General features: G+C 42.3%; 12 protein-coding genes and 2 tRNA genes. 12 read left to right on the plus strand and 2 right to left on the minus strand.

All coding sequences use genetic code 11. The features are described 5' to 3' along the window. The first annotated feature begins 731 nt into the window (after window positions 1-731). Window positions 732-1,553, plus strand: a complete 822-nt coding sequence (locus tag CLHUN_RS11710) for an IS110 family transposase (RefSeq protein ID WP_080064783.1) — start codon at window positions 732-734, stop codon at window positions 1,551-1,553. Between the two features lie 334 nt (window positions 1,554-1,887). Here CLHUN_RS11710 and CLHUN_RS11720 read toward each other — a convergent pair. Further along, window positions 1,888-1,963, minus strand: a tRNA-Phe gene (locus tag CLHUN_RS11720). A gap of 171 nt (window positions 1,964-2,134) precedes the next feature. Continuing rightward, window positions 2,135-2,211: transfer RNA gene (locus tag CLHUN_RS11725), tRNA-Ile, on the minus strand. A gap of 201 nt (window positions 2,212-2,412) precedes the next feature. Between CLHUN_RS11725 and CLHUN_RS11730 the strand changes: the two genes are divergently transcribed. The 11 genes from CLHUN_RS11730 to xerD all read left to right on the plus strand — a co-directional run bounded on the left by CLHUN_RS11730 (window position 2,413) and on the right by xerD (window position 14,666). After that, the gene (locus CLHUN_RS11730; RefSeq protein ID WP_479692029.1) at window positions 2,413-3,435 is read left to right on the plus strand and encodes a M42 family metallopeptidase; all 1,023 of its coding nucleotides are present in this window, start codon (window positions 2,413-2,415) and stop codon (window positions 3,433-3,435) included. Further along, window positions 3,426-4,460, plus strand: coding sequence for a M42 family metallopeptidase (locus tag CLHUN_RS11735; RefSeq protein ID WP_080064785.1), 1,035 nt, complete (start codon window positions 3,426-3,428; stop codon window positions 4,458-4,460). The genes CLHUN_RS11730 and CLHUN_RS11735 overlap by 10 nt, the downstream gene beginning before the upstream one ends. A 75-nt stretch (window positions 4,461-4,535) precedes the next feature. Continuing rightward, window positions 4,536-5,525: a M42 family metallopeptidase gene (locus tag CLHUN_RS11740; protein WP_080064786.1), complete on the plus strand. Its 990-nt coding sequence runs from the start codon at window positions 4,536-4,538 to the stop codon at window positions 5,523-5,525. A 63-nt stretch (window positions 5,526-5,588) separates the two neighbouring features. Continuing rightward, window positions 5,589-6,437 (plus strand): DMT family transporter, encoded by an 849-nt coding sequence (locus tag CLHUN_RS11745; protein ID WP_242656506.1) that lies wholly within the window; start codon window positions 5,589-5,591, stop codon window positions 6,435-6,437. 50 nt (window positions 6,438-6,487) lie between these two features. Further along, the gene (locus CLHUN_RS11750) at window positions 6,488-8,119 is read left to right on the plus strand and encodes an MBL fold metallo-hydrolase RNA specificity domain-containing protein (RefSeq protein WP_080064788.1); all 1,632 of its coding nucleotides are present in this window, start codon (window positions 6,488-6,490) and stop codon (window positions 8,117-8,119) included. Between the two features lie 440 nt (window positions 8,120-8,559). After that, on the plus strand, window positions 8,560-9,537 hold the full coding sequence (locus CLHUN_RS11760; RefSeq protein WP_080064790.1) for a hypothetical protein: 978 nt from the start codon (window positions 8,560-8,562) through the stop codon (window positions 9,535-9,537). A 442-nt stretch (window positions 9,538-9,979) separates the two neighbouring features. Beyond that, the gene (locus tag CLHUN_RS11765) at window positions 9,980-11,575 is read left to right on the plus strand and encodes an L-lactate permease (RefSeq protein ID WP_080064791.1); all 1,596 of its coding nucleotides are present in this window, start codon (window positions 9,980-9,982) and stop codon (window positions 11,573-11,575) included. Window positions 11,576-11,806: 231 nt separating this feature from the next. Further along, window positions 11,807-12,253 (plus strand): ribonuclease HI, encoded by a 447-nt coding sequence (gene rnhA, locus CLHUN_RS11770; RefSeq protein ID WP_080064792.1) that lies wholly within the window; start codon window positions 11,807-11,809, stop codon window positions 12,251-12,253. Window positions 12,254-12,342: 89 nt separating this feature from the next. After that, the gene (locus CLHUN_RS11775; RefSeq protein WP_080064793.1) at window positions 12,343-12,891 is read left to right on the plus strand and encodes an NUDIX domain-containing protein; all 549 of its coding nucleotides are present in this window, start codon (window positions 12,343-12,345) and stop codon (window positions 12,889-12,891) included. 82 nt (window positions 12,892-12,973) lie between these two features. Continuing rightward, window positions 12,974-13,606 (plus strand): stage II sporulation protein M, encoded by a 633-nt coding sequence (gene spoIIM, locus CLHUN_RS11780; protein ID WP_080064794.1) that lies wholly within the window; start codon window positions 12,974-12,976, stop codon window positions 13,604-13,606. Window positions 13,607-13,781: 175 nt separating this feature from the next. Further along, window positions 13,782-14,666, plus strand: a complete 885-nt coding sequence (gene xerD, locus CLHUN_RS11785) for a site-specific tyrosine recombinase XerD (RefSeq protein WP_080064795.1) — start codon at window positions 13,782-13,784, stop codon at window positions 14,664-14,666. Window positions 14,667-14,763 lie beyond the last annotated feature (97 nt).

Here is a 14,763-nt window from a genome sequence, read left to right on the forward strand (position 1 = left end):
TCATCGGTCATGTCAGCAAGAAAATGACGGCGGTTATATTCGCTGTACTTAGGGACAACAAAACCTATGAGCCTGTCCTTCAGACAGCAAAATCTGCTTGACAAATACATAGCCGGTCTGCACAGTTTTCGACCCCATGGTTCACCCTGTGATTGAGGGGATGAAACACATTTTTGGGCTGCATTCTGAAGGGAAAGGTTCTTTCGCAGAAAGTCGCTAAATACGGTTCCATTTTTGCCGAAGGGGCAAACACCTTATGGCGGTAACTAAAACGCTACACAGCGGCACACGGTGGCTTACGGCGTTAAGCATTTGAGTGCCGGATAACGAGTGTATTTATGAAAATGCAACATGTAGCTTCTGTAGAGTGCCAGTAACGAACATGTAAACTGGCTTGCACCCCATGGTTCATGGTGAACCATGGATTTACAGAAAATCTGTTCTGTGGTAAAATTTGTGCCAGAGGGGGGTATAAGGGGGTACGAAAATCCTCCGTTTTTTCTTTTTCTGCAGTTGACAGTTTTGATACAAAACGCAGAAATGACTTGCAATAGTTTTCAATCAGAGTTAACATCACACACCAACGTGTGAAACGTAATAACCTGTTTGAAACTGTGAGTCTTGCGGTAGATAGGCTGTCGCGCCCTTGCCCGTTCTGAGAACGAAGGCTATCATCTGAGGTTGCCGGTACTCGGGCTTTATGTGGATGGCAGGACAAAAGAAGGGATGATATGCAGAGAAGAGAAAATTACCTCTATGTCGGTATGGATTTACACAAGGACACCCATACTGCTGTTCTGGTGAATTGCTGGAACGAAAAGTTGGATACAATTGTTATCGAAAACAAGTCCAGCGAGTTTAGCAAGCTGGCAAAGAAGGTTGCTAAAGCAGCATTAAGACTAAATTTATCACCGATTTACGGCCTAGAAAATGCCTACGGCTACGGCAGGAGCCTTGCCGTTTGGCTGATTGAAAAAGGTTATGCGGTTAAGGATGTTAACCCATCCCTGGCTTATGATCAACGCAAAAGCGCACCCATGATGAAGAAGAACGACGAGCATGATGCTTACTGCGTGGCTACAGTGCTGATGAATCAGCTTCACACCCTGCCTGACGCAAAGCCGGAGGACAACCATTGGACGCTGTCTCAGTTCGTCAACCGCCGGGATACCATTGTCAAAGACGGTATCCGGCTGAAAAATGGTTTGCATGAGCAGTTGACAAACACTTATCCTAGTTACCGCAAATTTTTCTGCGAGATCGACCGGAAAACGGCATTGTACTTTTGGAAGACCTATCCGTCGCCCGGTCACCTGAAAGACAAAACAGCAGAAGAATTAAAGGCTGAATTAAAAGCTGTATCCTCGAACTACACCAAAGGCAAAGCTGAAATAATCCTTGAATGTGTACAAAACGATGGCAATACAATGCGGGATTATCAGGAATCCAGAGACTTTATTACACAAAGTCTTGTGCGGGATCTTGAGCATCAGGTAATTGAATTGGCTCAAATCGAAGCGGAAATTGGTCATCTCCTCCACAAATTGACTTAGCAAACGCACTGAATCGTTATCTGGGATTATGAAATCAATATTTAACGGAAGTTTTAATTGATAAAAACCTTGGTTAATTGTATAATTCTTGTGTAAAATATTTTGTTTTTGCATACATATATTTTACCATAAATCCCTTACTTTTCGGAGTTTGGGATTTATTTTTATGAGTTAAAAGGGCTGCACACTAAATTACTTAGTGCGACAGCCCCTTTTGAGCAATAGTGTAAAAAAGATTTTTTGAGCCACGAGGGTCTTCCATGAATCTGAACAATAAATTTATTGTTCAGATTCATGATTATATCAAAGCCTGCATCTATAATACCGAATTTTTTGGTGCCCAGAGCCGGAATCGAACCAGCGACACGGGGATTTTCAGTCCCCTGCTCTACCGACTGAGCTATCTGGGCAAGCGTCCTTAATACTGCTAATATGGTGGACCTTCAGACGAAAGCGTAGCAAAAGATGCTGTTAGCATGTTTTGTAGCTTGAGAGTCACTGTTGGGATTGCTGCAGGCAATCCATATCCCGGCGGGAGCCGGGAAAGGCCGAAGCAAAATGTTTCTTTTTACTGCTAAATGTGGTGGGCCTTCAGGGACTCGAACCCCGGACCAACCGGTTATGAGCCGGTTGCTCTAACCAACTGAGCTAAAGGCCCTCGAAAAGGACGAATTTCAGTATAATAAAAAAACTAAATTAAGTCAATAGTAATCTTGGAAATATTTTTTAAAATTATTTGCCTTAAGAAAAACAAACTCTGCTAGGAAAGTCTTGAATAATTTGATAGAATTGAATTAAAGAAGATTATGGAAAAGGGTTGATATTTTAATTCATGGGTATAATTCAAAATTTGGAGTACTTGTCACAACTTGTAGCAGTGCCGGGATATGAGAAGGCTGCGGCGGAAAAATGCGCCGGGCTTTTTAAGGACTGGTGCGACCAGGTAAGGGTGGATAAGTTTTTTAATGTTGTCTGCACAAGAAAAGGAACCGGAAAGGCCGCTAAAAAGTTGATGATAACAGCACATATAGACGAAATAGGTTTTCTGGTAAATTCAATTGACGAAAAAGGTTTTGCAGGATTAACGAATGTAGGGGGAATAGACAGCAAAATATTGCTGGCCCAGGAAGTGATAATCCATGGAAAACAGGATGTTTTGGGCATTATCGGGGCAACCCCTCCGCACCTTTTAAAGGCCGAGGATGCGGGCAAAGCTGTGAAACTCCGGGATATCAGGGTGGATACCGGGTATGACGGTCAGGAATTGAAAAAGTATGTTTCCGTTGGAGACACGGTATCACTTAAGTCAAAATTCAATAAAATGAATGAACAGAAGGCCAGCGGCAAATCTCTTGACAACAGGGCAAGTATTGCCTGCCTGCTTGAGATTCTCAGACTTCTTGCGGCGGTCAACCATGAAAACGATCTGATATTCATAGCATCGGCACAGGAAGAGACACATCTGACGGGAGTTATGACCGCAGCCTATGAACTCCGCCCTGATGCCGCAATAGTTATTGATACCTGTCATGGAGATATTCCGGAGCTTCCGAAGGAAGTTTCTTCAACTCCGGGCAAGGGACCGGAGATATCCATTGGTCCAAATTTACATCCAAAGCTGGTTGCAAAATTTTTCGAGCTGGGCAAAGAAAATGGGATTCCATATCAAAAAATGGTGGAAGCCGGAGATACGGGCACCGAGGCATGGGCCACACAGGTCAGTGCAAACGGAATTCCCACGGCCCTGCTGTCAATTCCAATAAGGTATATGCACACTGCAGTTGAAACGGTGAATATTGAAGATATTAAACATACTGCAAGAATGGTATCGGAATTTGCAAAGCTGAGCAGTGAACAGTTGGGGGAATTACTATGCTTATAAAAGAATTGACGGATTTAAACGGCGTTTCGGGAAATGAAAATGAAGTAAGAGAATTTATTATATCAAAAATAGAAGGCTTATGTGACTCATACAAAGTAGATTCCATAGGCAATATAATAGCCTTTAAAAAAGGCGGCGGCGGAAAGCTGAAGGTAATGCTGTCGGCCCACATGGATGAGGTGGGCTTTATTGTTTCGGGGCACAGCGAAAAGGGTTTCATAAGATTTAAAGCTGTGGGCGGTATAGATGACAGAATTTTACCGGGCAAAAAAGTTATTGTGGGGAAGAAGCGGTTGAGCGGGGTTATAGGAGCAAAACCCATTCACCAGCAAGAGCGTGAAGAGAGAGAAAAAATAGCAAAAATCAGGAATTTATATATTGATATTGGCGCAGATTCAAAGGAGGAGGCGGAAAAGCTGGCTCCTCTGGGGGAATTCATAGCCTTTGACAGTGATTTTGTCAAGTTTGGCAATGACTGTATCAAGGCCAAGGCCCTGGATGACAGAGTGGGCTGTGCAGTGCTGATTGAAGCGCTGAAACACAGCTTTGATTTTGAACTGTATGCCTGCTTTACCGTGCAGGAAGAGGTAGGACTGAGAGGAGCACAGGTTGCAGCCTATAACGTAATGCCGGATGTTGCATTGGTTATAGAGGGTACTACCTGCGCCGACGTTCCGGAGGTTGATAAGCATGAATATTCCACTGTTTTGGGTAACGGTGCAGCACTTACCATAATGGACAGAACCTGCTATTGTGACAGGGAGCTGGTTCAGTATCTATATGATGTCGCCGTCAATAACGGCATAAAAGTACAGTACAAGCAGACAACCACAGGGGGAAACGATGCGGGACAGATTCAAAGAACCGGAAACGGGGTCAAAACCGCATCCATATCTGTTCCCTGCAGGTACATTCACTCACCGGTTTCAGTTATGTCCGGAAGGGATTATGAGGCTGTTGAGAGGCTTACGGTTGCCGCTTTATACCAGATGAGCAGGGACAGGGCCTTTAAGGGTGGCTGGTAATGGCAGGCAGGAGGAGTCACAGCCGGGTATTTGAAATATTACAGGTTAGAATCGGTATAGGCCGGGAGGATTATTATGCAGGATACATTAAAGCTGGTTACGCAGGTATTTGGAGTTTCGGGCAACGAAGAAGATATACGGGAAGTAATTTTCAATGAGATAAAAAAATATGTTGATGAGACCAGGGTGGACGCCATGGGAAATCTCATAGCAGTAAAAAAAGGCAGAAAGAAAAAAATCATGCTTGCCGCTCATATGGATGAAATTGGAATCATTGCCACCTTTATTGACGAAGACGGCTTTATAAGATTTTCAAATATAGGCGGTGTTTCGCCGTTTACCTCACTTGGGCAGAGGGTCAGGTTCAGGAATGGCATTACGGGAACCATAAGTGCGGAAGAAAAGCTTGAGGACTTCAAAGGTTTGAAGCTGGGAAAGCTGTTTATCGATATTGGCTGCAAGAACAGGGAGGAAGCTGAAAAGTTGGTTAAGGTAGGCGATACTGCCAATTTTGTGGGAGAATTCTATGTACAGGGAAGCAGCGCCGTATCAAAGGCCATGGATGACAGAAGCGGATGTGCGGTTCTCATCGAGTTGATCAGAAATATGCCTAAAACAGAAAATGAAATATATTTTGTCTTTACCACCCAGGAGGAAGTTGGGCTTCGAGGTGCAAAAACGGCTGCATTCGGTATCATGCCTGATTGCGCCATAGCTATAGACGTTACGTTGACCGGAGACACTCCCGAGTGCGGAAAAAGAGAGGTAAAGCTTGGGGGAGGTCCTGCAATCAAGGTCAAGGATAATGCCTATATTGCCCATCCTGCCATCCGCAGATACCTTGAGGAGCTGGCCGCGGAAAATGGGATTCCATACACGCTTGAGTTGCTGGACAGAGGCGGCAGCGATCCCGGTGCAATTCAGACCACCGGCATTGGAGTTCCCTGCGGCGGAATTTCCATTCCATGCAGAGGTGTCCACTCACCGGCAGAAATGGTAAGTCTTGAGGATTTGGAGTACTGTGTCAAACTTACTTCTCTGTTCATAAAAAATTACAAGGGTTAAGGTCTCTGGATAAAAATGTCTAAGTTTAATATATCGGAAATAACGCCAAGGAGAAGTCCGGCTTTGTTTTTGCTGGCTTTAACTGCGGTTTTGTGGAGTTTGGGAGGTCTGCTGATAAAGCTTGTGGACTGGAATCCTGTTGCGATAGCAGGAACCAGAAGCCTTATTGCCGCAGTATTGATTCTGTTTTTCATCAAAAAGCCAGATTTCAGGTTCACATTTTTAAAATTTGCAGCATCCTTTGTTTATGCCGCAACGGTAATTACGTTTGTTGCTGCCACAAAACTTACAACGGCAGCCAACGCAATTGTTCTTCAATATACGGCGCCCATATATGTTGCCATACTGGGGGCTGTTTTCCTGCGTGAGAAGGTAAGATGGTACGACATTATAACAATAGCAGCGGTTTTTTTGGGAATGCTCCTGTTTTTTATCGATAAATTATCAGCGGGAGGAATGCTGGGAAATATTCTTGGGATTATAAGCGGAATATTTTTTGCGCTGGTGGCCTTGCTCCTGAAGCTGCAAAAGGATGATTCCCCGCTGGACAGGATATTCTGGGGCAATGTAATGACCGCGCTGATAGCCCTTCCCTTTATGTTCCAGTCAGTACCCGATGCAAGGAGCCTGATGGGCATTGGACTTCTGGGAATCTTCCAGTTGGGCTTTTCATATATATTATTTTCTGTTGCAATAAAGAATGTATCTGCATTGGAGGCGGTTTTGATCCCTGTCATCGAGCCTGTTTTAAATCCCATCTGGGTGGCGCTGGTGGTGCATGAAGTACCCGGTTTTTATTCCATTCTGGGAGGTAGCCTTGTTTTGACCATAATAACGGCAAGATGCATATATACATATTATTTGTCGAAGAGGGGAGAACTGCATAGAAATAAGAAGGAAATTGCAGCATGAGGATAGAATAAGTCATTGTGCAGAATAATTAATTGAAATGGGGTGCTGTTATGAACATTACTTTTCTTGGAGCAGCTAAGACAGTAACTGGTTCCTGCTATTTGATTGAAACCAGGGATACGAAATTTCTGGTGGATTGCGGAATGTTTCAAGGCCGGGCCAACGAGGTGCTTTTAAATGCGGAACCGTTTTCGGTCAATCCGGCGGAACTGGACTTTATGCTTCTTTCACATGCCCATATAGATCACAGCGGCAGGATTCCAAAACTTTATATGGACGGTTTCAAGGGTACGATTTATGCCACTAAACCCACTGTTCAGCTTTGCGGTATAATGCTGCCTGACAGTGGACACATACAGGAAACGGAAAACGAGTGGATCAACAGGAAAAGGCAGAGAGCCGGGAAAGCGCCTGTTAAACCTTTGTACACCGTCAAGGAGGCTACCGATTGCCTGGGACTTTTTAAAGGTGTCGCCTATGGAGAAGCTTTCAGCGTGACAGAAGACATAAGAATACGATTTAATGATGCGGGCCATATTCTCGGGTCGGCCATTATTGAAATATGGGTCAGGGAAAACGGAAAGGATACAAAGATAGTTTTCAGCGGCGACCTTGGAAATAAAGGAATACCTATTTTAAAAGATCCCGTTGCCATATCTGATGCTGACTATCTGGTTATTGAATCAACTTACGGCAACAGGCTTCACAAATTAAAAAAGGAAACCGATAAGCTTGAAAGGTTTATCAGCATTATCACAGAAACCATTGAAAAAGGCGGAAATGTTATAATTCCGTCCTTTGCGGTGGGCAGAACCCAGGAAATAATATATGACCTTAACAAATATATGGATGTTTTCGGGGATGCTGTAAATAAAATATTAAACATTCCTGTTTATGTGGACAGTCCGCTGGCAACTTCGGCGACCCAGATATTCAGGGAGAATCTGGATTGCTTTGATGAAGAGGCCAAGGAGTACATTGCCAACGGGGATAATCCTCTTGATTTCCCCACGCTTAAGTTTACACAGTCTCCGGAAGAGTCCAGGAAACTCAATGAAAAGACCGAAAGCACCATAATAATTTCTGCCAGCGGAATGTGTGATGCAGGCAGAATAAAGCACCACTTGAAGCATAATCTCTGGAGGAAGGAATCTACCATACTGTTTGTGGGTTATCAGGCTGAGGGGACTCTTGGAAGAAGGATATTGGACGGGGCTGAAAGGGTAAAGCTGTTTGGTGAGGAAATATCGGTCAATGCCAGGATAGAAGCCATAGACGGTTTCTCGGGCCATGCCGACAGGGCAGGTTTGCTTTCCTGGGTGGGAGGCTTCGCCAAAAAGCCTAAAAAGGTATTCATAGTTCACGGTGAACTTGAGGTTATGAATGAGTTTTCCCACACACTGACAGATGAATTTGGACTTAAATGTATTGTTCCCACCAGAGGAGACAGCTTTGTGGTAACGGCTGACGGCGTATATGAAAATATTCCTGATGCACAGGTACAAAGGAGATTCAGAAGACTTGCGGTTGTTGAAATGCTGGAAACCTTAAGGGAAGAATTTGAGGAATTGGCTGGAATCCTCAAAGGAGATTTAAAGCAGGAAAAGTCCGATGTTGAAATAGATGAAGTTGCCGCCAAGCTGAAATTGGTTGAAAAATCTATTGTGGATGCTCTTAAATAAAAAATATTTTTGAAAAGTTATTTAAAGTAAAATTAAAAAACTATCAATTTTAAACAAAAAGCAATGAGTATCCTCATTGCTTTTTGTTTATGTTTACACCTTTTAAACCCTTTGATTTGAAGGATTTAAGAAATATTGCACAGATGTGAGCAAATCAAACCATTTCATACAAAACATGAAGTATAACAGTATAATTAACGAAAATTAATGTTTATTTAACATTTTGAAGAAATTGAATAATTGACATTTATTTTGAAAGTTTGTATAACTGATAGGGATGTAAAAAACAGTAAGACAAGAAAAATAGTACTCGGGATATTAATCAGTATATCAGGAAATATGACATTACAGGTTGCCGGCTTTTGGAGGACTATAAGGTTGAAAGAAACCGCTTTCAACCCTTTGAATTTATGTCCGCAGAGCGGACAGGGGGATAAAATATGAATATCTTGAAATTAAAGAAAAGAGCAGCTTTTTCTTTAATTGCGTTAATGCTGTGCAGTACACTGTTTTACTCGGCAAATAATTATTTTGATATAAACGGATACATAAATGAACAATATAAGACTATAAAAGAAAAAGAAATGAAATTTGCATATGGGCAAGGTGACGCACCGGGAGACAAATTTTCGGAGAGTGACGAAAATGTGCTTAAATTCAACAATTTCCAGGTGAACTACAGCAAGGGGCTTGGACAAAAGATAACCATACATAATCAGCAAAATTATATGTTTCTGGATGAGGCCGAGGCCCTGGGCCCTGACACAAGGCTTGAGGAAATCGTCCGGGAAGCGGAAAAATACAAGGATGTTTTTGAGAAACTTAATACCCGTATAAATGAAGATTCCTGCCGGGACAAGAAGCTTGGAATATATTATGTTTTCAATTTTGACTACACCATGAATGCCCTGAGAGAACTGGACAATTCCATCAGCAGGATTTCAGAGGCGCAGAAAGTGCCCGAGGCATTGCTCACTGCCGTACTGTTCAGAGAAATGATGTTCCTGGGACAGGAGGACTTACTGGACGGTCTGCCTTTTATCGGCGGAAAATCCATGGGTATATGTCAGATAGGAATTGAAAACGTACGTTACAATGAACAGATAGTGCATGGCGGCAAATCCCTGATATTGAGTGAATCGGATGAGCAGATAAAAACCATGCTCCAGAATCCCAAACATGCCGTATACTTTTGCGCGGTGCAGCTCAGGGCAAGAGCCATAAAGCTGACCGGGAATGCAGGCGTGGACCTTAACGAATTAAGCAGGGAACAGCTCTTGAAGGTGCTGGAAAATTATAATCTGTCCAGTATTCCGGTTAATATAGGCCCGGTAAAAACCAAGGGCAAATATGCACAGGAGACCTATGAGTACTACGAGCTGTTCAAGGAATACTACAAATTGCAGCAGGATAAATAAAAAAATATTGCTTTTATATGATGATACCCTCTATTGACAATGTGTAACATGCCTCACACCGGCTATTTTGCCACTTTTCTTTGTTGTCGTCCTTGCCTTGTATCAGCAAGGCTGCGTCCATCCGCCTCGAAAACTGCCAAAATATCTCGGTGTGAGGTCGGAGATTTTTGAGCGAGAGAATTTGGCTTGCGGCAAGGCGAAGACGCGAAGGAAGGCTTTGTGCCTTACAAACGGCTTCAACGTAGCCGAAGGGTAAATTCGCCGCTCAAAAACGTATTGTACATTGTTAATAGAGGGTAAAGTGTAATGAATTAAATTACACTTTATTTTTATTTCGGGATGTATTAAAATATTTCCTGTAGAGTAAAAATTAATCAACTATTGTCAAAATATTTGATTAAAAGTAGAATGGTTTATTTTAATTTTTTGGAGGACGGTTAATATGGTAGGGTCATTTTTATTAACACTATTGCCGATACTGGTAATAGTCTGTATGCTTGTAATTTTTAAGAAGTCGGCCGATATCAGCGGTATAGTGGGCTGGCTGTGTGTATCCGCAGTTGCATTTTTCTTTTTCAACACTTCGTTTGAAGTTATCTTAAGATCAACGGTTTCAGGTATAATAAGGTCTTTTCCGGTTTCCCTGATAGTTCTCACATCTCTTTTTATGATGGCCTATATGGAAAAAACCGGCGCGCTCAAAAGAATAATCATATTTATTAAAACTATCTCCAGTCATAACAAAGCCGTACAGATTATGATGATAAATATAGGCTTTGGGACTCTGATGGTTGCGGTAGGAGCCACTCCGGTATCTCTGCTGCCGCCCATCCTTTTGGCCATGGGTTATTCAACCTATGTAGCCATAGCACTTCCTTCCATTGGCTATGATGCACTTTGCACATATGCTCTGCTGGGTGCTCCGGTTGTGGCCTTTGTTGATTTTGCCAACAGATTTCTGGGCCCCGGAAATGAAATAACACCCTCCCAGGCAGGAAGCGTTTTTTATATGTTCCTGCCCATTGTTTCCACACTGATAGGCTTCTGCATGCTCTACATAGTAGACAGGTGGAACGGCATAAAAAAGGGTTTTCTGCCCTGCATAGCCACGGGTGCAGTAATCGCCGTGGTAGCTTATTTTACAAACAAGGTGGACAATCTGGTTACTCTGACAGGTGTACTCTGCGGTTTGGCTGTAATCATTGCCATGGCACTTTATCTGAAGCTTACAGGAAATAACGTCATAGACAGAAGCAACCTCACTGAGGAGGAAAAGGCCTATGAGAAACAATATCCGCTCTGGAAGGCCTTAAGCCCCTGGGTAATACTGATAGGACTTATTCTTGTGCTTAACCTGCCAAAGCCGGTATATGACGTGCTTTACAACCTAAAGCTCCCTATAAACGGTATTTCCGTGGACGGGAAAGGAATAGCAACCAGAGCCTTGTGGAATGCATATACCTGGATAGCCGTAGCAGTGGTTTTGTCAATGCTTGTAATAAGGCCAAAAGCGGCACAGGTGAAGGAAACCTTCAAGGTATGGTGGAAAAGAGCTCCCAGGCCTGTGTTCTCAGCAGCCATCTTCTTTGCCATAGGTGAAATTATGAACTATTCAAATTGGAGCCTGGCTGAAATGAAGTTTCAGTCAGCCAGCATGATCAAGGTTCTGGCCGATGTTTCGGCTGATGCCTTCAGTGGAGCATATGGCTTTATAACCGGCTTCATAGGCTTGTTTGGAGGCTTTATAACCGGCAGTGAGGCCTCAACCATTGCAATGTTTGCAAATTATACCATGGAAACTGCAAAAAATCTGGATCTGGGCTTGAACGGACTGATTATTGCAACCGCTGCGCTTGCCTTTGGGGGCGGTCTGGCCAGCGTAATTTCACCTGCCAAGCTGCAAAATGCTGCCGCTTCCATTGACAAGCTGGGTGAAGAAAACAAGGTTATAAGAATAGCCTTTATATTTGCGCTCATACTTACCCTTATTACATCTGCCTATGCCATGATGCTTTTGAAAGTCGGCCTGCAGGTGTAGCCTTCCTGTAAATGCCTGAGGTTGGGAAATACGGAGGGTTAAAATGTTATAAATCATTGGAGCCGGTATGGGGTTGAAATACAGACTTATAAGGTTGAGGCACAGGTGGCAGAGCTTGTGCCTCTTGTCATAGACAGGCCATGGAGAAATATTTGTTTGGATATTACCGATAATAAGTTATAATAGTAGTGTTTTGAAGGTAAAATATTCTTAATCGGAGGAAATATTTTCATGAAGCAGGTCGAAATATATACAGATGGAGCATGCTCCGGAAATCCGGGAGCCGGAGGCTGGGGGGCAGTTCTTATATATGGAGAACATAAAATAGAATTGTCGGGGTTTGAGGAAACTACTACAAATAATAAAATGGAATTGACTGCGGCCCTCCAGGCCCTTAAAAAGCTGAAGGAACCTTGCAGTGTTAATTTATACAGTGACAGCGCCTACCTGATTAACGCATTTACACAGGGCTGGCTGGACAAATGGATAAAAGCCGGCTGGAAGAGAAACAAAAATGAAGAGGTAAAAAATGTTGAGCTGTGGAAGGAGCTGCTCCGGTTGTCGGCATACCACAAGGTCAAATGGATAAAGGTAAAAGGACATTCCGACAATGAAATGAACAACAGATGTGACAAGCTGGCCACCGACGAAATCAAGAAAGCTGCCGGGGGCATGTAAACTATAAATCTTTGGAGGAGCAAGGTTGAAAGAAAACCACTTTCAACCCTTTGAATTTATGTCCGCAGAGCGGACAGGGAGGATAAAATATGGAATACTCGGAAAAAACGTTAAAAACAGAGGACATTTACAAGGGTAATATTATCAAGGTTCAAAACCTTACAGTAAGCCTTCCCAACGGCAAGGAAGCAACCAGGGATATTGTACTTCACCCCGGGGCTTCAGTGGTTGTACCTGTCAATGAAAATGGCGAAATATATATGGTCAGACAGTTCAGAAAACCCCTTGATTTTACTACACTTGAGCTTCCCGCAGGAAAGCTTGATGCCCCCGGAGAAGATCCGAAAATATGCGCGGAAAGAGAACTGATGGAGGAAACCGGTCTCAGGGCTGAGAATATTGAACATCTCATAAGTATTCATACAACTCCGGGCTTCTGCAACGAGGTTATCCATATGTATATGGCCACAGGCCTGACTCAGGGAGAGTCCTGCACTGATGAAGACGAATTCCTTGATGTTGATAAAATACATGTATCCAAGCTGGTAGACATGATTCTGGAGCACAAAATAACCGATGCCAAAACCATAATCGGTGTTCTTCTGGCAGAAAGAAAGATAAAAGCTGCCAGGTTATAGTAATATCTTATGTTTATCCGGCATATATTTTATTGTCAAAAGACTTTCATACACAATAAGATAAAAGCCGGAGGAACACTGTATGTTTAAAAAAACTGGCAATGTTGTAAAAGAGCATATAAAAAACAATAAATTCTTATACCTGAGCCTTTTCCTGTTTTATATCATTGGCATTTGCCTTGGTGCAGCATCGGTAAATGACCTTGATTTTCAGCAGAAAGGGGAGATGGTCACCTTTTTCAACGGGTTTGTAAAACTGCTGGATACAAACGATTTTGACAAGCTGGACTTGTTGAAGATTACGTTACTGGATAATACAAAGCTGATACTGCTGTTCTGGGTGCTGGGGTTTACCGTGGTGGGATTTCCGGTGTATTACGCAGTGCTTGGCATGCGGGGATTCAGCACCGGTTTTGGCTCGGGAATTATAATGGGTATGCTGGGGACAAAAGGAATATTGATTTCCACAATTTGTTTTGTGCCCAAGGAGATTATTTTGGTTCCCTGCCTGGTTGCTCTCGGAGTGAATGGAATTAAGCTGTCAGGAGCTGTTTTCAAGACCTGGCTCAAAAGATCCGGCTCAGGGTATGATGGAATCAAACAAAAAATTGGTCCTTATAACTTTGTTGCAGCATTTTTTTCGTTTTTTATCCTGCTGACGACTTTAATTGAAACATTTATATCCTCCGGAGCGTTGAAGCTGTTAAATTTTTAAAGGGCCATTTGGAAAATTCAACAATTATTTGGAATAATTATGTTAAATATAGATAAAAATACAAAATGTTCTTTAAATATAGAAATATTTGTTATAGAATATAGGATAAAGATTAAGTCTGATTTTATAGGAACTGGAAATAAGTGCTTAACTAAAAAAAAAGGAGTCGTTTTTGATGGAAGTTCAGGTTGAAAATTTTATCAATTTTCTTGAAAGGGATAAGAGATTGTCTCTAAATACTCTTCAATCTTATAAGAGGGATATTGAACAGTACACTACATATCTGAAAGAGATCAATGCCAACAATGTAGCTGCTACCAACAAAACAACCGTTATAGCATATCTTCTGAATCTACAAAAGAAAGGAAGGGCTACCTCAACCATTTCAAGAAATCTGGCTTCAATACGATCTTTTTATCAATTTTTGCATAAGAACAAGATTATAGAACTTGACCCTACCTCAGAGCTTGAATCACCAAAAGTGGAAAAAAAGCTGCCGCAGATTCTTTCGACCCAGGAGGTGGAATTGCTGCTGGACCAGCCAAAGTGTCTTGATTTGAAAGGTATCAGAGACAAGGCCATGCTGGAACTTCTCTATGCCACAGGTATAAGAGTATCGGAATTGATTTCGTTGAATCTGGCTGATATTAACCTTGAACTCGGGTTTATCAAGTGCAATAAGGGTACCCGGGAGAGAAGTATTCCCATAGGTTCAATTTCTGTGGCCGCCGTACACGAATATCTCTTAAAATCCAGAAATTTTCTGATTCAGGATGTAAATGAAGAAGCCCTGTTTGTTAATGTTAACGGTAAAAGACTGACAAGACAAGGTTTTTGGAAAATAATCAAACATTACAAGAATCAGGCCAACATAAACAAGGATATAACTCCTCATACTCTGAGACATTCATTTGCCGCACATCTTTTGGAAAACGGAGCAGATTTAAGGTCAATACAGGAAATGCTTGGTCATTCAGACATTTCTTCAACACAGATATATGCCCAGATTGCAAAAAACAAGATAAAGGAAATTTACAAGAAAACCCATCCCAGAGCGTAGTGAAGTAAATACAAGCATTTTTAAAGGACACATTTTGTTGTAATTGGCTTAAAATTCAACAAGATATGTGTCCTTTAATATTTTTTCTGAAACTTTG

The organism is Ruminiclostridium hungatei (assembly GCF_002051585.1).
GTDB lineage: Bacteria > Bacillota > Clostridia > Acetivibrionales > DSM-1351 > Ruminiclostridium > Ruminiclostridium hungatei.